This window comes from Microbacterium istanbulense (genome assembly GCF_037204145.1).
GTDB lineage: Bacteria > Actinomycetota > Actinomycetes > Actinomycetales > Microbacteriaceae > Microbacterium > Microbacterium istanbulense.
In genome coordinates, this window is sequence record NZ_JBBDGN010000011.1 from 13,225 (window position 1) to 39,106 (window position 25,882).

Annotated in this window: 22 protein-coding genes; 13 read left to right on the forward strand and 9 right to left on the reverse strand. The window is 67.2% G+C overall.

Annotated elements, in window-relative coordinates:
* The first annotated feature begins 15 nt into the window (after positions 1–15).
* Both WDU93_RS11465 and WDU93_RS11470 read left to right on the forward strand, forming a co-directional pair.
* Positions 16–726, forward strand: a complete 711-nt coding sequence (locus WDU93_RS11465; RefSeq protein ID WP_337320708.1) for a hypothetical protein — start codon at positions 16–18, stop codon at positions 724–726.
* 62 nt (positions 727–788) lie between these two features.
* Positions 789–1,676 (forward strand): HNH endonuclease, encoded by an 888-nt coding sequence (locus WDU93_RS11470; protein ID WP_337320710.1) that lies wholly within the window; start codon positions 789–791, stop codon positions 1,674–1,676.
* A gap of 22 nt (positions 1,677–1,698) precedes the next feature.
* Here the strand turns inward: WDU93_RS11470 and WDU93_RS11475 are convergent, their stop codons facing one another.
* The 4 genes from WDU93_RS11475 to zapE all read right to left on the reverse strand — a co-directional run bounded on the left by WDU93_RS11475 (position 1,699) and on the right by zapE (position 7,437).
* Positions 1,699–3,804, reverse strand: coding sequence for an ankyrin repeat domain-containing protein (locus tag WDU93_RS11475; RefSeq protein WP_337320712.1), 2,106 nt, complete (start codon positions 3,802–3,804; stop codon positions 1,699–1,701).
* Positions 3,805–4,420: 616 nt separating this feature from the next.
* The gene (locus WDU93_RS11480) at positions 4,421–5,017 is read right to left on the reverse strand and encodes a type II toxin-antitoxin system PemK/MazF family toxin (protein WP_337320714.1); all 597 of its coding nucleotides are present in this window, start codon (positions 5,015–5,017) and stop codon (positions 4,421–4,423) included.
* Between the two features lie 31 nt (positions 5,018–5,048).
* Complete coding sequence (locus WDU93_RS11485; protein WP_337320716.1) at positions 5,049–6,287, reverse strand: ammonium transporter; 1,239 nt, start codon at positions 6,285–6,287, stop codon at positions 5,049–5,051.
* Between the two features lie 115 nt (positions 6,288–6,402).
* Positions 6,403–7,437, reverse strand: coding sequence for a cell division protein ZapE (zapE, locus tag WDU93_RS11490; RefSeq protein WP_337320718.1), 1,035 nt, complete (start codon positions 7,435–7,437; stop codon positions 6,403–6,405).
* 131 nt (positions 7,438–7,568) lie between these two features.
* On the opposite strand from zapE, the gene WDU93_RS11495 reads away from it, so the two are divergent.
* Together WDU93_RS11495 and WDU93_RS11500 are read left to right on the forward strand one after the other, a co-directional pair.
* Positions 7,569–8,465 carry a sulfurtransferase gene (locus WDU93_RS11495; protein WP_337320720.1) on the forward strand — a complete coding sequence of 299 codons (897 nt, stop codon included), beginning with the start codon at positions 7,569–7,571 and terminating at the stop codon, positions 8,463–8,465.
* Between the two features lie 19 nt (positions 8,466–8,484).
* Positions 8,485–8,916, forward strand: a complete 432-nt coding sequence (locus WDU93_RS11500) for a SufE family protein (RefSeq protein ID WP_337320722.1) — start codon at positions 8,485–8,487, stop codon at positions 8,914–8,916.
* On the opposite strand, the gene WDU93_RS11505 is transcribed toward WDU93_RS11500, so the two are convergent.
* The gene (locus tag WDU93_RS11505) at positions 8,900–10,057 is read right to left on the reverse strand and encodes an alpha/beta hydrolase family protein (protein ID WP_337320724.1); all 1,158 of its coding nucleotides are present in this window, start codon (positions 10,055–10,057) and stop codon (positions 8,900–8,902) included. The genes WDU93_RS11500 and WDU93_RS11505 overlap by 17 nt on opposite strands.
* A gap of 25 nt (positions 10,058–10,082) precedes the next feature.
* On the opposite strand from WDU93_RS11505, the gene WDU93_RS11510 reads away from it, so the two are divergent.
* The 4 genes from WDU93_RS11510 (at position 10,083) to WDU93_RS11525 (ending at position 15,285) form a co-directional block, all read left to right on the forward strand.
* Entirely contained in the window at positions 10,083–10,664 is a 582-nt protein-coding gene (locus WDU93_RS11510; RefSeq protein ID WP_337320726.1) for a DUF3000 domain-containing protein, read from the forward strand.
* On the forward strand, positions 10,657–11,850 hold the full coding sequence (locus WDU93_RS11515; protein ID WP_337320728.1) for a ribonuclease D: 1,194 nt from the start codon (positions 10,657–10,659) through the stop codon (positions 11,848–11,850). The genes WDU93_RS11510 and WDU93_RS11515 overlap by 8 nt, the downstream gene beginning before the upstream one ends.
* Positions 11,851–11,923: 73 nt before the next feature.
* A complete protein-coding gene (locus tag WDU93_RS11520) occupies positions 11,924–13,129 on the forward strand; it encodes a thiolase family protein (RefSeq protein WP_337320730.1) in 1,206 nt (401 codons plus the stop codon).
* An 11-nt stretch (positions 13,130–13,140) separates the two neighbouring features.
* The gene (locus WDU93_RS11525) at positions 13,141–15,285 is read left to right on the forward strand and encodes a 3-hydroxyacyl-CoA dehydrogenase NAD-binding domain-containing protein (RefSeq protein WP_337320732.1); all 2,145 of its coding nucleotides are present in this window, start codon (positions 13,141–13,143) and stop codon (positions 15,283–15,285) included.
* Between the two features lie 55 nt (positions 15,286–15,340).
* On the opposite strand, the gene WDU93_RS11530 is transcribed toward WDU93_RS11525, so the two are convergent.
* Genes WDU93_RS11530 through WDU93_RS11540 form a run of 3 tightly spaced genes read right to left on the reverse strand, consistent with a single transcriptional unit; the run spans position 15,341 to position 19,513 of the window.
* Entirely contained in the window at positions 15,341–16,966 is a 1,626-nt protein-coding gene (locus tag WDU93_RS11530) for a GMC family oxidoreductase (RefSeq protein WP_337320734.1), read from the reverse strand.
* Positions 16,963–17,877, reverse strand: coding sequence for a diacylglycerol/lipid kinase family protein (locus tag WDU93_RS11535; RefSeq protein ID WP_337320736.1), 915 nt, complete (start codon positions 17,875–17,877; stop codon positions 16,963–16,965). Before WDU93_RS11535 ends, WDU93_RS11530 begins: the two co-directional genes overlap by 4 nt.
* A gap of 1 nt (position 17,878) precedes the next feature.
* Positions 17,879–19,513 (reverse strand): FAD-binding oxidoreductase, encoded by a 1,635-nt coding sequence (locus WDU93_RS11540; RefSeq protein ID WP_337320738.1) that lies wholly within the window; start codon positions 19,511–19,513, stop codon positions 17,879–17,881.
* Between the two features lie 20 nt (positions 19,514–19,533).
* Between WDU93_RS11540 and WDU93_RS11545 the strand changes: the two genes are divergently transcribed.
* The 5 genes from WDU93_RS11545 to WDU93_RS11565 all read left to right on the forward strand — a co-directional run bounded on the left by WDU93_RS11545 (position 19,534) and on the right by WDU93_RS11565 (position 23,651).
* Complete coding sequence (locus WDU93_RS11545) at positions 19,534–20,154, forward strand: TetR/AcrR family transcriptional regulator (RefSeq protein WP_337320740.1); 621 nt, start codon at positions 19,534–19,536, stop codon at positions 20,152–20,154.
* Positions 20,151–21,593, forward strand: coding sequence for a glycerol-3-phosphate dehydrogenase/oxidase (locus WDU93_RS11550; RefSeq protein ID WP_337320742.1), 1,443 nt, complete (start codon positions 20,151–20,153; stop codon positions 21,591–21,593). The genes WDU93_RS11545 and WDU93_RS11550 overlap by 4 nt, the downstream gene beginning before the upstream one ends.
* Positions 21,594–21,845: 252 nt before the next feature.
* Complete coding sequence (locus WDU93_RS11555) at positions 21,846–22,379, forward strand: SPFH domain-containing protein (RefSeq protein ID WP_337320745.1); 534 nt, start codon at positions 21,846–21,848, stop codon at positions 22,377–22,379.
* Positions 22,380–22,485: 106 nt separating this feature from the next.
* Positions 22,486–23,160: a TetR/AcrR family transcriptional regulator gene (locus WDU93_RS11560; protein WP_337320747.1), complete on the forward strand. Its 675-nt coding sequence runs from the start codon at positions 22,486–22,488 to the stop codon at positions 23,158–23,160.
* Positions 23,157–23,651 carry a hypothetical protein gene (locus WDU93_RS11565; RefSeq protein ID WP_337320748.1) on the forward strand — a complete coding sequence of 165 codons (495 nt, stop codon included), beginning with the start codon at positions 23,157–23,159 and terminating at the stop codon, positions 23,649–23,651. The genes WDU93_RS11560 and WDU93_RS11565 overlap by 4 nt, the downstream gene beginning before the upstream one ends.
* 204 nt (positions 23,652–23,855) lie before the next feature.
* Here WDU93_RS11565 and dxs read toward each other — a convergent pair whose 3' ends face one another.
* Complete coding sequence (dxs, locus tag WDU93_RS11570) at positions 23,856–25,802, reverse strand: 1-deoxy-D-xylulose-5-phosphate synthase (protein ID WP_337320750.1); 1,947 nt, start codon at positions 25,800–25,802, stop codon at positions 23,856–23,858.
* Positions 25,803–25,882 lie beyond the last annotated feature (80 nt).

Here is a 25,882-nt window from a genome sequence, read left to right on the forward strand (position 1 = left end):
GACGTACCGTAGAACATGGCCACCAAGCGCTACGACCCCGCTGAGACGGATTTCGAGGCGCGCTACGCGCGCTGGGTTGCCGCGCTCGAGACCGGTGACGAGGCCGAACTTCTCGAGGCGACGATCGCGATCCCCACGCTGAGCGGCCGAGTGCTCGATGAGTACTTCGCCGTTGAGGGCGACGACCTCGAAACGCCTGGGCGGCGGGAGATGGAGCAGCGCCTGATCGTGCTCCTCAGCGAGGTCCGTCCCCGCGAGGCAGCACGGATTCGCGAACTGCACAAAGCTAGGCAACGGCGCCGCGACCGCACCACCCGTATCGAGCGCACCGTCGAACTTCCCACGAAGTGTGCACGCTGCGGCGGCAAGCTCCAAGACGTGAAGCCAACCGGCAGGCCTCGCGTCTACTGCACACCGGCCTGCCGTAAGGCCGCCTACGAAGACCGCCGCGCCCACCGAGGCGGTGCTGTGAAGGTGCAGATTGTCGAGAGACGAGTCACCGAAGTGCGAGAACGAGAGATCGAGACTCCCCACCCGCGCAGTGACTGCGTCAAGGCGGTGCTGGCTGACGAGAACGAGATGCTGGCTGTGATCTGGACCCTCACCGTACTCGTACAGGACCACACCCGACGCGCATTCGATCCAGACCAAGAGCTGTTCTCAGCGCTCTTGCACCATGTCGAGAAACTGCGCGACGCCCTCCTAGAGCGGTCCGGTGTCAGCTAAACGGTGCTGAGTTGCCGCCATTCCGAACCTGTGACACCGGACGTTAGTGAGATGATTATTGGGTGAGTGAATCACCCCGCGACAGTCGTTATCACAGGCTCGATGACGCCACCTTCATCTTGCCTCAGACGGCACCGCGCAAAGGGCGCAAGGCGCCACCTCCTCCACTTGGAGTTCGCGTGCAGAGCGCCGATATCGAGGCGGAGGTGCGCCATCCAGGATTTCATCATGACGGTCGGAGAACGTCCGGCGCGTGGGTGGTTGAGCGACACGACTTCGGCGTCTGCCCAATTTGCCTCAGCACGAAAGACCTGACCGAGGAGCACGTACCGATGAGGGCACTCGGCGGGAGGGCTATGACTCGGACGTGCAAAGAATGCAACAACAGACTGGGCTCATTGTCGGAAGCGGCGCTCAGTGCTCTCGTCGCGGGAGAGGTCGTGGTGGAAGCCGAGTCCGACGCTCTCGACGGCTTTCGGGGAGTCCGTAAGGCGACCGCAGCACTACGTCAGGCACCATTCAGCCCGCCTACGATGCACGTGACGAGTGGTGACCCCGAACTTCTCACCACTATTGCCGCTGGCGAACCGCTCTCCGTCCGCTACCGGCTACTCGATCCGGTCCCATCCGGAATCGCGATCCTCAAGTACGCTTACCTGGCAGCCTGCGTATGGCTTCGCGAGATTCCGTACTCTCAAGAAGCCAAATCCATTCGCGCCGTGCTCATGGCTGTCCGCGACGGTCAGGAACTTTCGGAAGATGTTCGCAAAGATGTCGTCGGACTCGTCAACTCGATGGTGCTCGTTGAGAATCCCAGCTACGACCTCGGCCCAATCGTGCTCGTTGAACCGACGTCGACGGATGCCGGATGGGCGTTTGTCCTCGGTCAACGACTGAGATGCCCATGGCCGTTCACGGGCTTGCAGCCGACAGATCGACGCGACCCGTAGTGTTCAGGAGCCAGGGGCCGCCTCAGATTAGGTCGCCACGAAGGTCTCGAATCGGGAACATGTCGTCGTACGCCAGATAGCTTCGAAGATGTTCCGGTCGGATCACCAGCATGCCGCGGTCTGTGTGCCTTGCAGGAATGATGCCGCGTGAGTACATGTCCGAAGGATCAGCCCCACCTCTGAGGAGCAGCAGGGCCACCTGCCAATAGTCGCTGCCATACGTCACACTCATCTCCGCTGCCTGCGCGAGTGCGGAGTTTCCCCCGGTGTGTCGATGAATATTCGGGTTCGCCCCTGCCTGTAGAAGCAGCTCGACGTTGCGCACCTGGCCTTTGCTCGCGGCGTAGAAGAGGGCCGAGTCCCCATCAGAGTCGACGGCGTTAACGTCTCCGTCCTGCATAAGCATAACGGAGACTTCGTCGTCCAGGCCCGCGGCGGCACACTGCATAAGGGGCGTACGTCCGTCTCGAAAATCAAAGAATGTCTGACGCAGCTCGCTGGAGCCGAGGCTCGCTAGGTCCAGCGTTGCCCAGCGCTGCATGCGCGACTCGGTGAAGTGTGGCAGCGGGATTCGCTCTGGAACTGGGCCGTGAGTGGCCTCCATATTCCCGTAACTCTCAAGCACACGCTCACTCGGGAATCCGCCCCAGACAGATACTGTCCCGTTTGATGCAAGTGCGTAGACTTCGGCGCTGCCGGTGACAAGTGCCTCGACGTCGGTGAGACCGGTCACCGGGACTGGGTGGTCGCGGTCGATTGTCGTTCCGTCTCCAATCTGCCCGAAGTTGTTGCATCCCCAGCCGTAAACGCGGCCGTCACGGTCGAGAGCATGCCAAGTATCCTCATGGCTAATCCAGTTGCTTCCGTGGACGATGGAGACAATGCCTGTCAGGTCAGGGATTTGCTTCGCTACGAGGTCTTCGTCCCAGCTCCAGACGTTCCCATGGTCATCGATCGCCGTCTCCCCATCGCCCAGGGACTGGATTTTCGGGAGACCGATCAACTCTGTCGGAATGCTCCGCGCGACCTTGTCTCCGTCGAATGAGTACCCGTAACCCCAGATCAGAACAGCACCCTCTGTCGTCAGGGCGACAACTTGTTCGCGCCGATCCGAGCATCGAACCTCGCTGATACCGCTCAGGTGCGGAACCAAAGCGGGCACACTGCGGTCTACCTCCGAACCGTCACCTAAACATCCGCCGTACTGTGATCCCCAGGACCACACTTCTCCCCGCGCCCCAATTGCAAAGTGGGTGCTACCTGTCGATGCCAGTGTGACGATCCCGGCGAGGCCTTTGATCTGTAGCGGCATCTCTTCGTTACGCCCGTCTTCACCAATCTCATAGAAGTAGTCCTCGCCCCAGGCCCAAACATCCCCGTGCTCGGTGAGGGCGAGCATCTCGTCCCCCGAGCCAGCGATCTGAATGGCCTTGGCTGGAATCGCCAGACGACGCGCGGGGAGGCGCACGGGTTCGTACACCTCGTTCTGCGATTCGCTGACGAGACCAGTACGCGACTCCCAACTGATCACTTTGCCTTCGATGTCGAGTCCGTAACCCCATTCGCTACGAGGCACGGCCTGGGCGAACTTCTTGAGTGCGGTGGAGAACCCGATTACGCCCAGGTGTTTGAAGCCCGGGAGCTGTGGAGTCTCGGTGACCGTAGCTTTCTGGAGCAGCTTGGAGCTATCTTGAGACTGCGCCGACGCAGTCCCGACCTGGCGGACGTGGCCTTGGGCAGTCGCGGACGGAATACTGGCGGATTGGTCGGGGCGAGGAGAGTCCGACGGGTTGCCAGTAGGAATTGAGTTGTTCCTGGCGTTGGCGTGGACGGTGAGCAGTGCCTCTCGGAGTCCGGTTCGCCCTGCCACAAGGAAATCTTCGGTAGTCCCATCAACCAGTGTCAGGGTCCAGCGCGAACCGATCACCGCACCTCCCGTGTCGCCGACGAAAGACATGACTTTCGAGAGCGGAAGGCGCAACTCGTACCGACGCTGGAAGACACCGTGTGCACGGAAGACCAGCTCCGGCTGGGGTCCTTCCTGAAGCCAGAGGTGCCCACCCGCCGCGGACCCGCTCAAATGGTTCGCACGGGTCTTGTGGCTAAGCGTTTGGTCGATACCGTTCATAAGGCAACGATACCGATCGCGAACTTGCTCACACTTTTGCCTGACAACACAATCTATGCCTGAACGGGCTGCCGCCATTAGTCGAATCGCCCATGGTACTGACGACCTTTGCGACGCACCCCCGACTACCAGCGGTTTTCACGCCAAACGAGTCTTCGCCCAGACTGTGCCACGATGCACCCCGAACTGCTTCGCCAGCGCGGTCACGCTGACGCCGTGTGCGCGGGCTGTTCGCATAGCGTCCACTTCCTTGTCCGTGAGGCGTGTTCGAGGTCGTTTACTTGGTTCCGCCGACGCGCCGATCAGCGGGTCGTCCGCCTCTCCGACAGGGTCGGCATGCTCGTGGATGCCCTGATTCCACGCGGAAGCAAGCCCCTCGACCCGTGGTCGCCTGTTCCCGTAGTGCTCCATTGCGTCCACCATGAAGCCCCTGGTTCGCCGGGGGCTTTTCGCATTCTCCCTCGTCCCCTACGCCGCCGGCGACCCGCGGTCTCGCGAGTCTGGGGCGCTTCGACAGGCTCAGTGACCCAGAGAGCGTCGGGTCTCGCGCGCTTCGACAAGCTCAGCGACCCAGATGGGGCGGCTCAGCGACCCAGAGCTCAGCGACCCTGATGGATCAGTCGCGCGCCCAGCCGTAGCGCGTGATGAGGGCCTGTGCGACGCGGCCGTAGCGTCCTGCATCCAGCACCGCGGCCTCGCGGCGCATCGCGCCCTCGTGCACGCTGTACAACTGCTCGATGTCGACCCACGACTCGCGCCCCTGGTTGTCCCACCGCCCAGAGCCGATCGACAGGAAGTCGCGGTCGCCACCGTGCGGCTTGCTGGTCATCCGCACCGCGTACACCCGCTGCGCGGTGTGCTGTCCGATCACCAGCACCGGCCGGTCCTTGCCGCGCCCGTCATTCTCCTCATACGGCACCCAGGTCCAGATGACCTCACCCGAATCGGGCAGGTTGTTGCGCGCGGGCGCGTACTCGACCTGCACATCATGGATGCGTTCCGGGTCAACCTGCACGGTCGCCGTCCCCGCCATCCGCCCCGGCTCGTCGCCGGCCTCCCGTCGCGTCGTGTCACGGCCCGAACCGACGCCATCCGGTCGCAACGTTGCCTGAGGGCGCGGCGGGTTCACCGGCTGTGGGCGGTTCTCGCCACCCGACAGCAGCTTGCCGAGCACACCGAAAAGGGTGGACAGGATGCTCTTGGAAGAGGTCACCCTGCCCACCCTAGTCGGGGGGATCAGACGATCAGGCGTCGGTCAGCGCGTAGCCTTCCTCGCCGTGGACGACGAGGTCGATACCGGCGATCTCGTCCTCGCTGGTCACACGGAAGCCGATGGTCTTCTCGATCGCCAGACCGATCAGGCCGGCCAGCACGAAGGAGTAGATCAGCACGCCACCCGAGGCGAGAACCTGCACGACCAGCAGACGCCAGTCGCCGCCGACGAACAGGCCCTGCTCCATGGCGAAGAAGCCGAGGTACACGGTGCCGAGCAGACCACCCACGAGGTGGATGCCGACCACGTCGAGCGAGTCATCGAAACCGAGACGGAACTTCAGCTCCACCGCCAGTGCGCACAGCACACCGGAGAGGGCACCGAGCAGCAGAGCCCAGCCGGGGGCGAGGTTGGCGCAGGCGGGGGTGATCGCGACCAGACCGGCGACCGCTCCCGACGCCGCACCGACCGACGTCGCCTTGCCGTCCTTGATCTTCTCGATCAGGATCCAGCCGAGGATGGCGGCTGCCGTCGCGCCGAGCGTGTTGATCGAGATCAGGCCGACCTTGCCCATGTCCTCCGAGAGCCATTCGGCACCGGCGTTGAAACCGAACCAGCCGAACCACAGCAAAGCGGCGCCCAGCAGCGTCAGCGGCACGTTGTGCGGCTTCTGGATGCCCTTCTGGAAGCCAATGCGCTTGCCCAGCACGAGCGACAGCGCCAGGGCGGCAGCACCGGCGTTGATGTGCACAGCGGTGCCACCGGCGTAGTCGATCACGGCGATCCCGCTGTCCTCACCGAACAGGGCGCTGCCGAGGTTCATGATCCAGCCGCCGCCCCAGACCCAGGCTGCGATCGGGAAGTAGCCGACCGTGCCGAAGATGCCGACGAACAGCAGCCACGGGCCGAACTTCGCGCGGTCGGCGATGGCGCCGGAGATCAAGGCGACCGTGATGATCGCGAACGTCGCGCCGTACGCGACGGAGAGCAGGGCGACGTTCGCGCCGGGCTCAGCGGCCGACTCGGCCAGTCCGAAGTCGGCGAAGGGGTTGCCCGCGAACTGCAGCGGCGAGTCGACCGCGCTCATGGAGAAGCCGTACAGCACCCAGAGCACCGCGATCAGGCCGATCGCGCCGAAGCTCATCATCATCATGCTGATGACGCTCTTGGCTTTGACCAGGCCGCCGTAGAAGAATGCGACGCCGGGCGTCATGAGCAGCACGAGTGCTGTGGCCGTCACACCCCAGGAGATGTTGCCAGGTGCATCCATTTTCGAACCTCACTTTTCGGGAAGATTGAGGTTCAGTGTGACGACATCGCGTTTCGGCGGATCGCTCCGACTGTTGCGGGCGCGTTACGGAAACGCCGCGGATGTGTCGGTCGTGTTACACGGCCGCGTGCGTCAGCGCGTTCAAGCGCGAGATGGCCCGCAGATACTTCTTTCGGTAGCCGCCCTGCAGCATCTCGTCGGCGAAAACCTGGTCCAAGGGCACGCCGGTCGCGGCGATCGGGATCTGCGCGTCGTACACCCGGTCGACGAAGGCGACGAACCGCAGCGCCTCGGACTGATCGGTGAGTGTGCGCACATCGCGCATGCAGACGAGGTCGAGTCCGTCGATCAGACGGATGTAGCGCGACGGATGCACCTGGGCCAGGTGCCGGACGAGATCGGAGAACGAGTCATCCGATGCGGCACCCTCGGATGCCGCGGCATCCAGCGTCTGCGCATAGGTGTGCTCGTCCATCACCACCGCGGTGCCGTCGATCGCCCGCTGACGGTAGTCGACGCCGTCGATCCGGATGGTCTCGAAGCTGTCGGACATCGCGTGAATCTCGCGCAGGAAGTCTTGCGCGGCGAATCGCCCCTCACCCAGCGCGTTCGGCGGGGTGTTGGACGTCGCGGCAAGCTTGGTGCCGGATGCCACGAGCTCACCCAGCAGCCGGGTCATCACCATGGTGTCGCCCGGGTCGTCGAGCTCGAACTCGTCGATGCAGAGCAGATCAGCACCACGGAGTAGATCGACGGTGTTCTTGTAGCCCAGCGCACCGACCAGGGCGGTGTACTCGATGAACGACCCGAAGTACTTCCGCCGCGCAGGCATGGCGTGATAGATCGACGCGAGCAGGTGGGTCTTGCCGACGCCGAACCCGCCGTCGAGGTACACCCCCGGCTTCATCGGCGCTTCCTTCGGCGCGCGACGGAACATCCCGCCCCGCTTGACCGGTGCGCCCACCCCGGCGAACCGGATCAGCTTCTCCTTCGCCTCTTCCTGCGAGGGGTAGGCGGGGTCGGCCCGGTAGCTGTCGAACGTCGCCCCGTCGAACTGCGGCGGGGGCACGAGGCTCGCCAACATCTCGGTGCCGGTGACGACAGGGGTGCGGCCGGTGACATGCACGATGCCGGTGCTGGTGGGGATCATGAGGTTCCTGTGTCGAAGTCTTACGATTCGTCAGACGGATGCCCCGAAGCGTTCTATCTTCGAATGGGGACTGCTCAAGAGTACGCCGTCCCCGCTCGCACTCCGCGCCCGATAACCCTGAGGAGCCCGCTGTGACCGTCGACCACGACACCTCATCCGCAAAGTTCGCCGAGTACGCCGAACCCGGCCGTCTCGTCACCACCGACTGGCTCGCCGCCCACCTCGGCGACCCGGGTCTCGTCGTCGTCGAGTCCGACGAGGACGTGCTCCTCTACGAGACCGGGCATATCCCCGGTGCGGTGAAGGTCGACTGGCACACCGAGCTCAACGACCCTGTCGTGCGTGACTACGTCGACGGGCAGGGCTTCGCCGACCTGCTCAGCCGCAAGGGCATCTCCCGTGACGACACCGTCGTCATCTATGGCGACAAGAACAACTGGTGGGCCGCCTACGCACTGTGGGTGTTCTCGCTGTTCGGACATGAGGATGTCCGCCTTCTCGACGGCGGCCGCGACCGCTGGATCGCGGAGGGGCGTGAGATCACCACCGAGCCCGCCGGGCGCGAGCGCACTGCCTACCCGGTGGTCGAGCGCGACGACTCCATGTTGCGCGCCTACAAGGAAGATGTCCTCGCCTTCCTCGGCTCCGGACCGCTGATCGACGTCCGCTCCCCCGAGGAGTACAGCGGTGAGCGCACCTCTGCGCCTGCCTACCCCGAAGAGGGCGCCCTGCGTGCCGGCCACATCCCCACAGCGCAGAGCGTGCCCTGGGCGAAGGCCGTCGCCGAGGACGGCGGGTTCAAGACGCGCGCCGAACTCGAGGCCATCTACCGTGAGGGTGCCGGCATCGCCGACGGTGACAGCATTATCGCCTACTGCCGTATCGGTGAGCGCTCCAGCCACACCTGGTTCGTGCTCAAGCACCTGCTCGGCTTCGACGACGTGCGCAACTACGACGGCTCGTGGACCGAGTGGGGCAGCGCCGTCCGCGTGCCGATCACGACCGGTGCCGAGCCCGGCGCCGTCTGATCATGGGAGACTGGCGGGGATGACCAGCACTGACACCCCCGCCAGCCTCGCCGAGATCCGGGACGAGTTCCTCGAGCTCCCCGAAGAAGAGCGCCTGCAGCTGCTCTTGGAGTTCTCCAACGAGCTCCCCGCGCTGCCGGCGCATCTGGTGGATCACCCGGAGCTGCAAGAACGCGTCGTCGAGTGCCAGTCCCCCGTCTACATCTATGTGGAGGTCGTGGACGGCGTCGTCACCATGCACGCGACAGCACCGCCCGAGGCTCCGACGACTCGCGGTTTCGCCAGCATCCTCGCGCAGGGGCTGACCGGTCTGACGGCCGATGAGGTGCTCGCCGTCCCCGATGACTACCCGCAGTCGATCGGCCTCACCCGCGCCGTCTCTCCCCTGCGGATCGCCGGCATGACGGGCATGCTGCTGCGCGCGAAGAATCAGGTCAGACGGAAGCGGTGAACCCGCGCGCGGTCATCCACTCGGTGATCGCGGCCGTCCAGGCGTTCTGGTCGTAGTTCCACAATTTCGTGTGACGCGCGCCCGTGAAACGTGGCATCGTCACGATGTCGGGGCGCGCCTCGGCAAGGGCGTGAGACGCATCGGCGGGCACGAATCCATCATCGTCGCTGTGCAGGATGAGAATCGGGGCCTGCAGTTCGGCGGCCCTGGCCACCATATCCAGCTGATCGAACGGGATGACCTGCTCAGCGCCGCTGAGGCGGGCGGTCACCGCCGACGAGAGTGCGTTCATGGCCAACAACGGCAGCGGTTCGCGCAACCCGGCCTCGCGGGCCTGGAAGCGCAGCACTGTGCGCCAGTCCACAACCGGAGAGTCGAGCACGATGCCTGCGATGGCATCCCGATGGCCCGATGAGACCGCCGCCTGCAGCACGATCGCGCCGCCCATCGACCACCCCATCAGCACGACGCGTTCGGCACCGTGGCGCAGCGCATAGCCGATCGCCGCATCGACATCACGCCACTCGGCGGCCCCCAGCGCGTAGCTGCCGCCGCGGGATCGCGGCGCCTCGCCATCGTTGCGGTACGACACGACGAGCGTGGGCAGCCCGAGCGAGAGGAACACGGGGACCGCGCGGAGGCACTCGGAGCGCGTGGTGCCGCGGCCGTGCACCTGGATGACCCAGGTGGCGGAGTCGGCGGGGAACAGCCAGGCTGGGCACGGGCCGGCCGGTGACCCGATCAGCACGCTCTCCCAGGGCAGGTGCAGTTCACTGGGCGTCGTGTAGTACCAGCCGCTGAAGGCGGCGTCGCGGTCGATGCGCGCTCCCGTCTCGATCTGGGTGAGAAGCTTGCGGCGCACGTGCTTCGCATCCGCGCTCAGTACAGCGCCCAATTTGACGTACCCGTGCGTGCCGGTGGTGAACAGTCCGTAGCGGCCCGGCAGCTCCGTATCGGAGGTGCGTGTGAGCTCGATGGTCTGCGCGCCGGTATCGACGGCGAGGATCTCGGTGTCGTTCGCCCGCGGCGCGGGAGTGACCACGCGGCGTGCGGTCGCGAGCACTGCGGCCAGAGCGGCCCCCGCGCCAAGGGCCGCGACGGCGGGTACGGCCAACGCTACGGCGTGCCTGAGACTCTTCATCGCCTCCTGACTCTAGCCTGTCAGCGTGACCGCTCCCCCGGATGCCGCCGCCGTCTTCGAAGAGGTGGCCGCAGAGCTACGCGAGACGCCGTTTCGCGCCGACATCGTCGTCCGCGAGATTCCCGCGCCCGGTGGTCTGGCTCCGTTCTCGATCGCGTTGGCCGCCGATGTTCGGCCGGATGACCACGGCGACTCCGTGTACGGCACGGGGCGCTTCGTCCTCCTGCACGACCCCGAGGAACCCGGCGCTTGGGATGGCGCCTGGCGGATCGTCGCGTTCGCGCAGGCACCTCTCGAGCCCGAGATCGGCACCGATCCCCTGCTCGCAGACGTCGCCTGGTCGTGGCTGGTGGATGCCCTGGAGTCACGTGATGCGGTCTACCACTCGGCATCCGGCACGTCGACGAAGATGCTCTCGAAAGGCTTCGGCGGCCTCTCCGGCGAGGGTGATGGCGCGCAGATCGAGCTGCGCGCGTCGTGGACCCCGGCGGGCGCGATCCGTCCGCATGTGGAAGCATGGGCAGAGTTGGTTGGGATGCTGGCGGGTCTTCCGCCCGGCTCCGAGGACGTCGCCGTGTTCGGCGCGAGAAAGGGCGGACGTGGCTGAATACTCCGTGATCGTCGATTCCACGGAGTTTGAGGCAGCCGCCAGGGCCCTCGCAGCAGGAACAGGACCGGTCGCCGTCGACGTTGAACGCGCGTCGGGCTTCCGCTATTCACAGCGTGCCTACCTCGTGCAGGTCTTCCGACGCGGTGCGGGAGTGATGCTGTTCGACCCGCCCCAGATCGGCGATTTCAGCGCCCTGCAGCAGGCGATCGGCGACGAGGAGTGGGTCTTCCACGCTGCCAGCCAGGATCTTCCGTCTCTGCGAGAGCTGGGCCTGGAACCCGCCCGCATTTTCGACACCGAGCTGGCCGCCCGGCTGCTCGGTCACGAGAAGGTCGGACTCGCGGCAGTCACCGAGGACACCCTCGGCATCACCTTGAAGAAGGAACACTCGGCGGCGGACTGGTCGACCCGTCCCCTGCCGGAGTCCTGGCTGGAGTACGCCGCCCTGGACGTGCTGCACCTCGTGGATGTGCGTGACGCCATCGCCGAGGAACTCGCCGAGGCAGGAAAAACCGAGATCGCCGCCGAGGAGTTCGCTGCCACTCTCACTCGAGCGCCCAAGCCGCCGCGGGAGGATCCGTGGCGCAAGCTCAGCGGTCTGCACCGTGTGCGCGGCGGACGCAACCTCGCTGTCGCGAGGGAACTGTGGAACGCACGCGAGGAGTACGCGCAGCAGCAGGATGTCTCCCCCGGCCGCCTGGTGCCCGATCGTTCACTGCTCGCCGCCGTGCTGGCGGCACCGAGCAGCAAGCAGGCGCTCGCAGGGCTGTCGGACTTCCACGGGCGCGCGAGCCGAAGCCAGCTCGACCGCTGGTGGGCGGCGATCGTGCGCGGCCGCGAGAGCGAGGATCTGCCGCGCGAGCGGGTGCCCAGCGACACGTTGCCCCCGCCCCGCGCCTGGGCTGACCGCAATCCCGAGGCCGATGCCCGCCTCAAGCTTGCTCGACCGGTCGTCGAGCAGCTGGCCGAGGAACTGAACATGCCCACTGAGAACCTGCTGACGCCGGAGTACCTGCGTCGCATCTCGTGGCAGCCCCCGGCTCTGACCGCGGATGCTATTGGCGTCGCGCTCGCTGATCTCGGCGCCCGCCCCTGGCAGATTGCGCAGACTGCACAGAAGATTGCGGATGCCTTTGTAGAGGCGGCCCAACCGGTCGAGGAAGCGCCCGCAGCGTGTTCGTAGGTTCGATCCAACCGATTCCTGCCGGTGAAATCGCCCTCCTAGGCTGGGGACATCCCAACCAATGGAGGCAGGAGTGGCCGAGATCTCGGACGTCTTCTTCGTCGACGGAGTGCGCACACCTTTCGGGCGCGCCGGCGAAAAGGGCATGTATTGGAACACCAGGGCTGACGACCTCGCCGTCAAGGCGACCATCGGCCTCATGGAGCGCAACGCCGGTGTGCCGGCCGACCGCATCGACGACGTGGCCATCGCCGCGACGTCGCAGACCGGAGACCAGGGCCTCACGCTCGGACGCTCCGTGGCGATCCTCGCGGGTCTGCCGCAGACCGTGCCGGGCCTCGCCGTCGAGCGCATGTGCGCGGGCGCCATGACCAGCGTGACCACCATGGCCGCATCGATCGGGGTGGGCATGTACGACTTCGCCCTCGCCGGCGGTGTCGAGCACATGGGTCACCACCCCATCGGCGGCAACGCCGACCCGAACCCGCGTTTCGTCGCTGAGAAGATGGTCGACCCGGGCGCCCTGAACATGGGTGTCACGGCCGAGCGCATCTTCGATCGCTTCCCCCACCTCACCAAGGAGCGCTCGGATCGCTTCGGCATGCTCAGCCAGCACAAGGTGCAGGCCGCGTACGACGCAGGCAAGATCCAGCCCGACCTCGTGCCGGTCGCCATCAAGGGCGCTGACGGCGCCTGGGGCCTGGCCACAGAAGACGAGGGTCGCCGTCCGCAGACGACGATGGAAGACCTCGCCGCGCTGAAGACGCCGTTCCGCCCGCACGGTCGCGTGACCGCGGGCACCTCCTCGCCGCTCACCGACGGCGCGACCATGTCGCTGCTCGCCGGCGGCTCGGCGGTGAAGGAGTTCGGCCTCACGCCCAAGATGAAGATGGTCTCGTTCGCCTTCGCCGGCGTACAGCCAGAGATCATGGGGATCGGTCCGATCCCGTCGACGGAGAAGGCGCTGAAGAAGGCCGGTCTGTCCATCTCCGACATCGGTCTGTTCGAGCTGAACGAGGCGTTCGCCATCCAGGTGATCTCGCTCCTCGACCACTTCGGCATCGCCGACGACGACCCCCGTGTGAACGCGTGGGGCGGCGCCATCGCCCTCGGTCACCCGCTCGCCGCATCCGGCGTGCGCCTGATGATCCAGCTGGCCGCCCAGTTCGCCGAGCGTCCTGACGTGCGATACGGCCTCACGGCCATGTGCGTCGGCCTCGGCCAGGGCGGATCGGTCATCTGGGAGAACCCGTTCTACGACGGCAAGAAGCGCAAGTAAGGGATGCCGGAATGACGAACTACGACGAGATCGACTTCTCGCCCATCCAGGCACTCACCGAGGGCGAGGTGATCACGCACTCCCCCGTGCGCGACATCCGCCTGCCCTCCGGCAAGGTGCTCGCCCTCATCACGCTCGACAACGGGCGCGACCACACCCGTCCGAACACGCTCGGCCCCGCCACGCTCACCGAGCTCGGTGAGACGCTGGCGGATCTGAAGGCCCGCGCAGCGGCTGGCGAGATCCACGCGGTCGGCATCACCGGCAAGCAGTACATCCTCGCCGCCGGCGCCGACCTCTCCGACATCAGCAAGGTGGGCTCGCGTGACAACGCGCGCCTCATCGCGCAGCTCGGCCACAAGGTGCTCGGCTCGCTCAGCGAACTGGGTGTGCCCTCCTTCGCATTCGTCAACGGGCTCGCGCTCGGCGGTGGCCTGGAGATCGCCCTGAACTCCACCTACCGCACGGTCGACTCGTCGGCCGCCGCAGTGGCGCTGCCCGAGGTCTTCCTCGGCATCATCCCCGGGTGGGGTGGCGCGTACCTGCTGCCGAACCTCATCGGCATCGAGAACGCGCTCGAGGTGGTCATCTCCAACCCGCTCAAGCAGAACCGTATGCTCAAGCCGCAGCAGGCGTACGAGCTGGACATCATGGACGCCATCTTCCCCGCGGCGAACTTCCTCGAGAACTCGCTGGCCTGGGCCGACGCGGTGCTCGGCGGCAAGAAGGTCGACCGCAAGAACGAGCCGGGCAAGATCGAGCGCCTCACCAAGTGGCCGATCGCGATCAAGATGGCCCGGGGCATGCTCGAGTCGAAGATCGGCACCGTGCCGAAGTCGCCCTATGCCGCCCTCGAACTGCTCGACAAGGCCAAGAGCGGCACCAAGGCGGAAGGTTTCGCCCGTGAAGATGAGGCGCTTGCCGACCTCGTCACGGGTGACCAGTTCGCGGCCTCGATGTACGCCTTCGACCTCGTGCAGAAGCGGGCCAAGCGCCCCGTCGGTGCCCCCGACAAGACGCTGGCCAAGAAGGTCACCAAGGTCGGCATCATCGGTGCGGGTCTGATGGCCAGCCAGTTCGCCCTGTTGTTCGTGCGCAAACTGCAGGTTCCGGTGCTCATCACCGATCTCGACCAGGCGCGCGTCGACAAGGGTGTCGCCTACATCCACGAGGAGATCGGCAAGCTCGAGGCGAAGGGGCGTCTTGACGCCGACAGCGCCAACAAGCTGCGCGGACTCGTCACCGGCACCACCGACAAGAGCCTGTACGCGGATTGCGACTTCGTCATCGAGGCCGTCTTCGAAGAGGTCGGCGTCAAGCAGCAGGTGTTCGGCGAGATCGAGAAGGTCATCGCAGACGACGCGATCCTCGCGACCAACACCTCGTCGTTGTCGGTCGAGGAGATCGGTGCGAAGCTCGCTCACCCCGAGCGCCTGGTCGGTTTCCACTTCTTCAACCCGGTCGCGGTGATGCCGCTGATCGAGATCGTGAAGACGCCGGAGACCTCGGATGCCGCGCTGTCGACGGCTTTCGTCGTCGCGAAGAGCCTTGGCAAGAGCGCTGTGCTGACCGCCGATGCGCCGGGCTTCGTCGTCAACCGTCTGCTGGCCAAGGTCATGGGCGAGGCAGCACGGGCTGTGTACGAGGGCACCCCCGTCGCCGACGTCGAGAAGGCGTTCGCCCCGCTCGGCCTGCCGATGGGGCCGTTCCAGCTGATCGACCTGGTCGGCTGGAAGGTTGCCGCACATGTGCAGGACACCATGGTGCGGGCATTCCCTGACCGCTTCTACGCCAACGACAACTTCCACGCTCTCGCAGAGCTGGATGCCGTGGTCGAGAAGGACAAGGGTGGCCGTGTGACCGGCTGGACCAAGCAGGCCGAAAAGGTGCTGAAGGGTCATGTCGGTTCGTCTCCGGCATCCGCCGAGACGATCCTGCGCCGCGTGCAGGACGGCCTGGCTCAGGAGATCAAGATCATGCTCGACGAGGGCGTCGTGCCCGAGGTCGAAGACATCGATCTGTGCCTCATCCTCGGTGCCGGCTGGCCGTTCATCGACGGCGGTGCCTCGCCGTACCTCGACCGTGAGGGCGCCTCGGAGCGGGTCTTCCAGGGCACGTTCCACACGCCGCCCATCCGCGGCATCGAGAACCGCTGAGCCAGACGACAGGGGCCGCACCGTTCACCGGTGCGGCCCCTGTCGCATGCCGACGCTAGTCGCGCGCGGGCCGCTGGTCGGGTTCGCCGTGCCGGGGCCAGAGCGCGAGCGCGCGCTCGGCGAGAGCGGTGATCGTCAGTGACGGATTCACGCCGGGGTTCGCCGGCACGGCCGATCCGTCGACGATGCTGAGCCCCGGATGCCCCCACACCCGGTGCTCGGGGTCGATCACGCCGCGGGCAGGGTCGGCCGAGATCACCGCGCCACCGAGGAAGTGCGCTGTCAAGGGGATGCCAAAGACCTCTGGCCACGATCCACGCGCCTCGGCCGGCACCCCCGACTCCGCGGTTATCCGCGCCGCGATCGCGCCGGCGGCGGCATGCGCCTGCGGCAGATAGGTGGGATTGGGCTCACCATGACCCTGGGCGCTGGTCAGCGTCATCCGGCCGAAACGGCGGCGCAGCGACAGGGTGAGCGAGTTGTCCGCGGTCTGCATCACCAGGGCGATGACGCCGCGCTCGCTCCAGCGGCGCAGTGAACCGAGGCGCAGCTGGCGCACCGGCGCGCGGAGCACCGTGCCTAACAGTGCGGCGAGGCGGGCGCCCAGACGACGGTCGCCCGGCACCAGCGCGGTGGCGAGCATGCCCATGAGGTTGGACCCCGGCCCGTAGCGAACGTTCTCGACGTGGGTGCGCTCGTCGACGTGGAAGGAGGTCGTGATCGCGAGGCCGCGCGCGAGCTCGAGGCTCTCGGGCACCCGTACCGCGACGGCACCGTCGAGGGCCTCGGAATTCGTGCGGGTCAGCCGGCCGAGGGCATCCGACACGTTCGGCAGCGCACCCGAGTGCTTCATCCTGTGCAGCAGCTGCTGCGTCCCCCAGGTGCCGGCTGCGAGCACGACCTGCGCTGCCGTCACCGTGCGCCGATCCCGCCGCAGCCACGCTCCCGTCCGCACCGTGGTCACCGAGAACCCGCCCTGCGGCAGCTGGCGCACCTCGGTGACGGTCCGGAGCGGCTCGATGACCGCTCCGCGCTGCTCGGCCAGCGGCAGATAGTTCTTCATCAGCGTGTTCTTCGCACCCACGCGGCAGCCGACCATGCAGTTGCCGCACAGCGTGCATCCGGTGCGATCCGGGCCCTCGCCGCCGAAATAGGGATCGGGGACGCGCACTCCGGGGGTGCCGAGGAAGACGCCGACCGGCGCGTGCCGGAAAGTCTCTCCGACCCCGAGATCCTCCGCGGCCCCCGCCATGATGCGCTCGATCGGTCCGGTGTGCGGGTACGTGTCGACGACACCCAGCATCCGCTTCGCGGTGGCGTAGTGCGGCTCGAGTTCACTCTGCCAGTCGGTGATCTGCGCCCATTGCGCGTCGGTGAAGAACGCCGGCCCCGGCTGATACAGGGTGTTGGCGTAGTTCAGGGAGCCTCCCCCGACACCCGCGCCGGCGAGGATCATCACATGTGGCAGCCGGTGCAGGCGCTGGACGCCGAAGCATCCGAGCGCCGGCGCCCACAGGTACCGACGCAGGTTCCAGTTCGTCTTTGCGAAGTCGTCGTCCTCGAACCGGCGCCCGGCCTCGTAGACGCGTACCCGGTAGCCCTTTTCGACCAGGCGCAGCGCGGCGACGGAGCCGCCGAAACCTGAGCCGACGATGATCACATCCTCGTCAAAACGGCTCATGACTGCTCCTCTCGAGCGGTCGGGCTGACCATCAGGGTGAGTGCGCCTGGCCGGATGCCGATCGTGCACTCGCCCGCGCCGACCTGCTCTCCGTCCGCACAGACGAGCAGATCGGGAGCCGCCACCTGCACCGATGTGACGCGCCGATGGGTGACTTCCTGGCGATGCAGGTGACGGCCGCTGAGCAGCAGCGGGAACAGCCGCAGCAGACGCCAGCGGCCGAGCGGCGCGACGTGCACGGCATCCAGTCGACCGTCGTCAGGCTCGGCGCCCGCGCACACGGGCATGCCGCCGCCGTAGCTCGCCGTGCTGCCCACGGCGATGAGGGTACCGGGCGCCTCCTGCATCCGTTCGCCGTCGTAACCGACGCGGAAGGCCGTGGGACGCAGGCGAGCAAGCTCGATGAGGATCGCGAGATAGTAGCGGGCACCGCCACGCGGCCAGCGCAGGCGGTTCGTGCGGTCGCTGACCTTCGCGTCGAAGCCGAGCGCCGCGATCGTCAGGAACAACGTCGTCCGCCCAGCGCTGCGCACCTCGCCGACGTCGATCGCGCGCGGTGCCCCTCGCACGGCCAGTTCCGCTGCGGCTGCCGGATCATGCCGAGGCAGCGACAGCGCGCGCGCCAGATCGTTGCCGGTACCGGACGGAACCAGCGCGATCGGCACCTGCTCAGCGCACACGAGATCCAACACCGTGGACAGCGTGCCGTCGCCGCCGACGATCACCAGCGCGTCGGGCCGTGCGGCGAGAGCTGCGGCGACGAGCGTGCGCGACTCGGCGGCGGATGCCCCCTCGTACGCGCGCACGTCGCCATGCAGATCGCGCAGCCTAGCGAGAGCGACCTCGGCCGAGGCACGGCCGCACCCCTTGCCGGCGGAGGGGTTCGAGACGACAGCGATGTGACCCACCATGTCAGGATGCCGGGTGAGCGGTGACACCGCGACCGATGACCGCGCCGGGATTGAGAATGCCCTGCGGGTCGAGCTCCCGCTTGATCGCGGTGAGGATGCGGATGCCTGTCTCACCGATCTCCTCCGCCAGCCACGGCGCGTGATCACGTCCAACGGCATGGTGATGGCTGATCGTACCGCCCGCGGCGAGAATGGCATCGTTGACGCGGCTCTTCACGTCGTCCCAGACGGCGAGCTGATCACCGCGGACGCCGGCGAGCACCGTGAAGTACAGCGAGGCACCCGTCGGGTAGATGTGCGAGATGTGGCACATGATGTAGCTCTTCGCCCCCGCCTCGGTGAAGCCGTCGCGCAAGGCGTTCAACACCGCGGCGCGCAGCCCGTGCAGCTGCGACCACGTGGTCGCCGTCTCCAGCGTCTCGCAGAAGACGCCGGCATCGAGCAGCGCGTCGCGCAGGTAGGGCCCGTCGAACCTGCCCGCCAACCATTCCTCCGCGGCCCCTTCGCCGGAGGAGGTTCCCCCGGCGCGCCGCAGCAGGTCGGACGTCACGGCGCGGCGATGTTCGATGTCCCTGCCCTCGTACACGGTGATGGCGCTGGCGCCCTTAGCCATCGCCTTGCCGATCTTGCCGACCTGAGCGAGGCTCACGGCAGTCTCGGACTCATCGGAGAGGCGGATCACGGTCGGGCCGCCGCCCTGTTGGGCCACGGCCCGCAGCGCGGCGGCACCCGACGCGAAGTCGGGAAAGGTCCACGCCTCGAAGAGCCGCTCCGCAGGCGCAGGGTGCACGCGCACGCGCACCTCGGTGATGACACCGAAGATGCCCTCGGAGCCGAGGAACACCCGGATCAGGTCGGGGCCGGCAGCGGAGCCGGGCGAGCGCCCCAGATCGAGGGCGCCGGTGGGGGTGGCGACCCTCAGTCCGGTGACCATGGTGTCGAAGCGGCCGTGACCTGCCGAGTTCTGGCCCGATGAGCGGGCAGCGGCGAAGCCGCCCAGTGTGGCGTATCGGAAACTCTGCGGGTAGTGGCCGAGTTCGAGGCCGTGTTCGGCCAGCAGACGCTCGGCCTCGGGGCCGGTCGTGCCGGCGGCGAATACGGCGTCGCCGGACTCCTCATCGAGACGGAGCAGTCCGCTGAGCCGGTGCAGGTCGAGGCTGACGACGCCGCGGTGGGCGCCCCGTTCAGGATCGAGCGCGCCCACGACGCTGGTGCCACCGCCGAACGGGATGACGGCGAGGTCACGCTCAGCGGCCACACGCAGGCACGCGTGCACCTCATCGTGGGCCGAGGGGGCGATCACCGCGTCCGGCACGACCTGCCGGTGCTGACGGCGACGCAGCAGATCGATGGTCGAGCGCCCGCCTGCGTGCCGGATGCGCGCCTCACGGCCGGCATCGACGTGAGCCGGGCCGACGACGGCAGCGAACGCGGCGAGGTCGGCCTCGGCCAGCGCTGTCGGGGCGATCTCGACGTCCTCCAGTGTCGGCGCGGCATCCGGGCGGCGGATGCGGCCGAGCAGCAAGGGCAGCAGGCTGCGTACAGCGAAGGGCAGATCTTTCGCCTTCTGAGGGTCGCCCCAGCCGTTCCAGCGCATCGGCGGAGCGTCCTCGCCCCTGCCAATCTCTTCAGTCATGCATTACAGTGTGACAGATCATGGAAAAACGTCAACTAGGCAACGTCGCCGCGTCGATCGCCTCCGACACTGCCGTCATGCCCGCGGAGGCGACGCAGAATCGCATCCTCGATGCCGCCGACCTGCTCATCGTGCAGCGCGGTGTGCACGGTGTCACTATTGCCGAGCTCGCCCGTCGTGGCGGGGTCAGCCGGCCGACCGTCTACCGGTCGTGGCACGATGCCGACGACGTCGTGCGAGCCGCACTGCTCCGTCGCGTCACCGGCATCCTGGAACACTTCCCGACCCCGGCCGCCAGTCGCACCGCGCTCGTCGATGACATGATGCGCTTCTCCACGCTGTTCCGCGAAGACGCGGTATACGCGCAGCTGCTGGCCGAAGAGCCAGAGACGTTCATGCGCTACACGCTGCAGCGAGTGGGCTCGAGTCAGCGCCTGATCCTGCAGTGGCTGGCGACGGCCATCGCTCAGGCGCAGGCTGACGGTTCGGTGCGCCCGGGCAGCCCCTCAGACATCGCCGTCATGCTTCTGCTGATCGCCCAGTCGGCGCTCCTTTCCCATGGAACGGTCTCAGACATCATCACCGAGGACGCGTGGGAGCGCGAGCTCCGCGCCGCCCTCGACGGGCACTTGCGCCCATGACCCCCGCCAGCACGCACCTGAACGCCGTCCGGCGTCGCACGGACCTCTCGCAAGCCGCCGACGAGGTCACCGACCTGCTCGTGGTCGGCGGCGGAATCACCGGCGTAGGCGTGGCCCTCGATGCCGCATCGCGCGGCCTGTCTGTCACCCTGATCGAAGCTCATGACCTCGCGTTCGGCACCAGCCGGTGGAGCTCGAAGCTCGTCCACGGGGGCCTGCGCTACCTGGCGACCGGCGACATCGCCACGGCCAGGGAGAGCGCACACGAACGCCACCTGCTGATGACGGTGATCGCCCCTCACCTCATCCGCCCGCTGGGCCAAGTGCTGCCCTTCGCGCCCGGGGTGAGCATGAAGCAACGCCTCGCGGGCGCCGTCGGCATGGGGGCCGGCGATCTGCTGAGGATGCGAGCGCACACTCCGCGCTCGGTCCTGCCAGCGCCGAAAGGGGTGACAGCCAGCACCGCACGTCGGCTGGTGCCGACACTTGCGCCGCGCGGGCTTCGTGGCGGGATGCTGTCTTTCGACGGTCAACTCGTCGACGACGCGCGTCTCGTCGTCACCGTCGCGCGGACGGCCGCGGGCCTGGGCGCTCGCATCCTCACCCGGGTGCGCGCGCTCGACGTGCGTGCTGACGGCGCGAGTGTCGAGGACAGCCTCACGGGTGAGCGCCTGGAGCTGCGCGCGCGGAGCGTCGTCAATGCGACCGGCGTCTGGGCGGGCTCCCTCGATGCATCCCTCACGGTCCGCCCGAGCCGCGGCACGCATATCGTGCTGGATGCCGCGGACCTCGGGCATCCGACGGCAGCCCTGACGATCCCCCACCCCGGGTCGATCAGCCGCTACGTGTTCGCCCTTCCGCAGCAGCATGGGCGCGTGTTCGTCGGGTTGACCGATGAAGATGCTCCGGGTCCCGTCCCTGATGTGCCCGAACCCACCGAGGCGGAGATCTCCTTCCTGCTGGACAGTGTGAATCGCGTCGTCGACGCCCCCATTCGTCGTGATCAGGTGCTCGGCGCCTTCGCCGGACTGCGCCCGTTGGTCGACAGCGGGGCAGATGCGACGGCCGACATCTCCCGACAACACCTGGTCGCGACCTCAGACGCCGGGTTCGTGAACGTGCTGGGCGGCAAGCTGACGACCTACCGGCGCATGGCGGAGGATGCCGTGGATCATGCGGTCGACGTGCGCGGCCTGCGCGCGGGGCCCAGCAAGACGAGCACCCTGAGGCTGGTGGATGATGCACCGGCAGGGACGGCGTCGGCGCTGGCTGCGGTGAGCGATGCGCAGGTCGCCTTCGCCGTGCGCGCGGAGGGTGCGCTCACCGTCGACGATGTGCTCGACCGACGCACCCGCATCGGGCTCGTGCCGGCCGACCGCGAGCGCTGTGCGCCGGGCGTGGCGCAGCTGGTGCAACAGACGCTCGCGGCGCTCGACTGATCCGGTGGGGCGAAACCGGTCGCGAAGTTCATATGAACATCTCGTGCCGTGGGCCGTTCGGCACCATCCGGAGCACAGCAGGCAGGCACAGTGGACTCGTGGACGCGATCTTCAGCGCATTGGGCAGCGGAGCGACGGGCAATCTGGTCAAGGCAGGCACAGCGATCCTCACCACCCTGTTGGTGATTCCCGCATTGCTGAAGCTGTTCATCGTCACGGTGGACGAGGGGTGGGCGGCGATTCGGACTCGCAATGGCAAACCGATCATTCGGCGCGCGCCGCGGGCGCCCCGCGGAGCCCGGCGTCGGCGACGTGGTGGTGCTGCGGCCCGGATCGCACGGTGCGTTCCCGCTGTTCTACTGGTACAAGCTCATCGATGTGCGGTGTCGCGCGACAGACCTGCCTGCCCGGCAACTCACCGGGGCGAGCGGGCATCAGCATCTCGTGCATGCATCGTTCGAGTGGCGCCCGGCGGTGTCGGGCCGCGATCTGCGGGTGTTCGAACTTGACGTGGTGAACGTCACCGAGCGAGCGGCGAACATCATCGCCGCCGCGCTGCGAGACGTGGTCGGAGGTGTCACCGGTGCGGAACTCCCCCGCACCGACGAACTCAGCACCCAGGTGCGCGCAGCGTGCGCCGCGCGGGTGCGGGAAGCGTGCGGCGTCGACCTCGTGGCTGTGCTCATCACCGGCGACGCGCTCACCGACGGCTATCTGCTGTCTCAGGCGCTGCGCGCGAGCGATCAGGCCCCGCAGGCGATCGCCGCGCTGCATGCCCTGAACTGAGCATCCCGCGGCCCTGCGCGGTCTGAGGAAGTCAGAAAGTGTCGCCTCCGGCGCGATCAGGCGACACTTCTTGACCCCTCAACCTGGCGGGGCATAGAGTTTGAACATGTTCGAAACGGATGAGTCGGGTAGCAAGAGTGACCGCACGCGAGCGCGGATCAGCGCCGCGGCGATCGACTCCTTCATCGAACGCGGCTATGCCGACACGACCATGCGGCTGATCGCTGAGCGGGCGGGCGTGTCGGTCGGCAACGCCTATTACTACTTCCCGTCGAAGAACCATCTTGTGCAAGAGCTCTACGAGCGCGTGCAACACCAGCACGCCGATCTCGCACGCCCGCGCCTTCAGGACGCGAGCACCCTGATCGACCGGCTCAGGGTCGTCTTCTGCGCCGGAATGGAGACGCTCGAGCCCTACCGTCGCAGCGCCCCCGGGTTCCTGACCGCCATGGTCACCCCAGACTCCCCCATCAATCCGCTCGCCTCAGAGTCGGCGCCAGCCCGAGACCTCACGGTGTCGCTGTTTCGCGAGGCTGTCGGGGGTTCGACGCACCGCCTGCCCGCCGACATCGCTGATCTCCTGCCCGACGCGATGTTCATCGCCTATCTGGCACTGACCCTGCGATGGACGTATGACTCCTCCCCCGGGCAGAAGGCAACGTCCCGGCTGCTGGATGCCGGGCTGCAGGTGTTGAGCTTGTCATTGCCCTTCGTGCGGGTGCCCGGCGTGCACGGCGCTGTCAGGAGCCTCCTGTCGTCCGTCGTCGAGGTGACGGCATGATGCTCCAGACTCCCGTCGCGGTGCACCGTGTAGACGTGGTGCGCGGCGCGGGGTTCGCCTGGCTCGCGTTTCTCATCGTGCTGTTCCTGCTCATGCTGACCACTACCGTCGTGGGGACCATCGCGGACGGCACACAGAACCCGGCAGAGAACGTGGATGCGCTGTCGCTGGGACTGAGCTACGCGTTCTTCGCCGTGGTCTTCGCTCTCCTTCCTTCTGCTGCCGTCACGGCGGTGGGAACGTTCGCCGCCGCCCTCCTTGCGCACGCGCTCCGCCGCGTGCGGAGCATTCCTGTTCATTTGGCGGCTTACACCGGCGTGGGAGCGGCGATCGGCCTGGCCTACTGCCTGGCCGTCACAGGAGGGAATCCTCTGGCCGCATGGCCCGAGGCCGCCGCCTTCCTGCTACCGCCTGCCGTCGCTTCCACGGTGGCTGTCCCGCTCGGTTGGTACTGGAACCTCCGCTATGACCGGGTGAACGGTGCCTCATGACGCACCGCTGGGCACGATCCGAGCCGGGTCCCGGGTTCGTCGACGGAAATCCGCGCACTGCATCCGAGCCGATGGCCCCCCGGATTTCATCTGTTCGCGTGGGCGCCCGCTGTCGCGGCCACGATCGCCGTTCCGCTCGGCTGGTGGTGGACCGCTCGCCGGATTCTTCGCCGTGACGCCATGGCGCCAGTGAAGGAGTAGCGGTCAGCGCTCGGTCTCGTGCACCGGCACATCGATGGCGCCGGTCTCGCCCGCGTGTCGCGCAATGGGGATCCGCGTTCCCAGTACCTGAGCGACGACGTCCTGGGCGATCTTCGATGCGGTCAGGCCCGCATCCTCGAGGATCTCCTCGCGCGAGGCGTGGTCGATGAACTCGTCGGGCACGCCCAGCTCGTCTACAGCGGTGTCGACGCCAGCCTCGCGCAGCACCTGGCGCACGCGGGTGCCGATGCCGCCGACACGGATGCCGTCTTCGAGGGTGATGACCAGACGGTGGGATGCCGCCAGCTGGACGACCGACGGCTGCACCGGAATCACCCAGCGCGGATCGACCACCGTGGCACCGATCCCCTGCGCGCGAAGGCGCTCGGCGACGTCCAAGGCAAGGGATGCGAAGGGCCCCGTGGCGACGAGGAGCACGTCCTCGCTCTCGCCCCGCGACAGCACGTCCACGCCATCGGCGAGTCGCTCGAGGGCGGGAATATCCGCAGGGACAGAACCCTTCGGGTAGCGGATGACGGTCGGAGCGTCGTCGATCTGCACCGCCTCTTCGAGTGCCTCTTGGAGGCGCGCCCCGTCACGCGGTGCCGCAATGCGGATTCCCGGGACCAACTGCAGCATGGCGAGATCCCAGATGCCGTGATGGCTGGGGCCGTCGGGCCCGGTCACGCCGGCCCGATCCAGCACGAAGGTCACTCCGGCCTTGTGCAGGGCGACATCCATGAGCACCTGGTCGAACGCCCGGTTCATGAACGTCGCATAGATGGCGACAACGGGATGCAGGCCGCCGTACGCGAGTCCCGCAGCCGAGGCGACGGCGTGCTGCTCGGCGATGCCCACGTCGTACACACGAGAGGGGAAGCGCTCGGCAAACGGCGCGAGTCCCGTCGGACGCAGCATGGCAGCCGTCATCGCGATGACGTTGGCATGACGCTGGCCGACGTCGACCAGAGCGTCAGCGAAGACATCCGTCCACGCCGTCGACGTCGACGTCGAGAGCGCACCACCGGTCTTCGGGTCTATGCGACCGACGGCATGGAATTGATCGGCCTCGTCATCGCGGGCGGGCTGGTAGCCACGCCCCTTCTCGGTGATGGCATGCACCAGCACCGGAGCGCCGTACTCCTTCGCCAGCTCGAGCGTTTCCAGCAGTGCGGGAATGTCGTGGCCGTCCACAGGACCGAGATATTTGATGTCGAGATTGGAATACAGGGCGGCGTTGTTCGTGAAGCGGGACAGGAAGCCGTGCGTGCCCCCTCGCACGCCGCGGAACATCGCGCGCCCGAACGGACCGAAGGCGCGGAAGAGTCGATCTGACTTGCGGTGCAGGTCACGGTAGGCGCCGGCCGTGCGCACCCGGTTGAGGTACCGCGACATGCCACCGATGGTCGGCGCGTAGGAGCGGCCGTTGTCGTTGACGACGATCACGAGATTGCGGTCGTTGTCATCGCTGATGTTGTTCAGCGCCTCCCACGTCATGCCGCCGGTGAGGGCTCCGTCGCCGACCACGGCGATCACGTGGCGGTCCGCTTTGCCGGTCGCGGTGAGGGCGCGTGACACGCCATCGGCCCAACTCAGCGAGCTTGACGCGTGAGAAGACTCGACGACGTCGTGCGCGCTCTCGCTGCGCTGCGGGTAGCCGGCGAGGCCGCCCCGGGAGCGCAACTGCGAGAAGTCCTGCCGCCCCGTGAGCAGCTTGTGCACGTACGACTGGTGACCGGTGTCGAAGATGATCGGGTCGTCCGGTGACGAGAACACCCGGTGCAACGCGATCGTCAGCTCGACGACGCCGAGGTTCGGTCCCAGATGCCCACCGGTGCGCGCGACATTCTCAACGAGGAATGCGCGGATCTCACTGGCGAGTTCCGCCAGCTGCTCAGGTGAAAGGCGGTCCAGATCTCTGGGGCCGGTAATGCTCGGCAGGATCGGCATGGACGCTCCTCCGCGACTCGTCGAAAGTGCGGCCAGGACGGCCGCACGAAACTGGATCAATCTTAGCGACGGCACGTGGG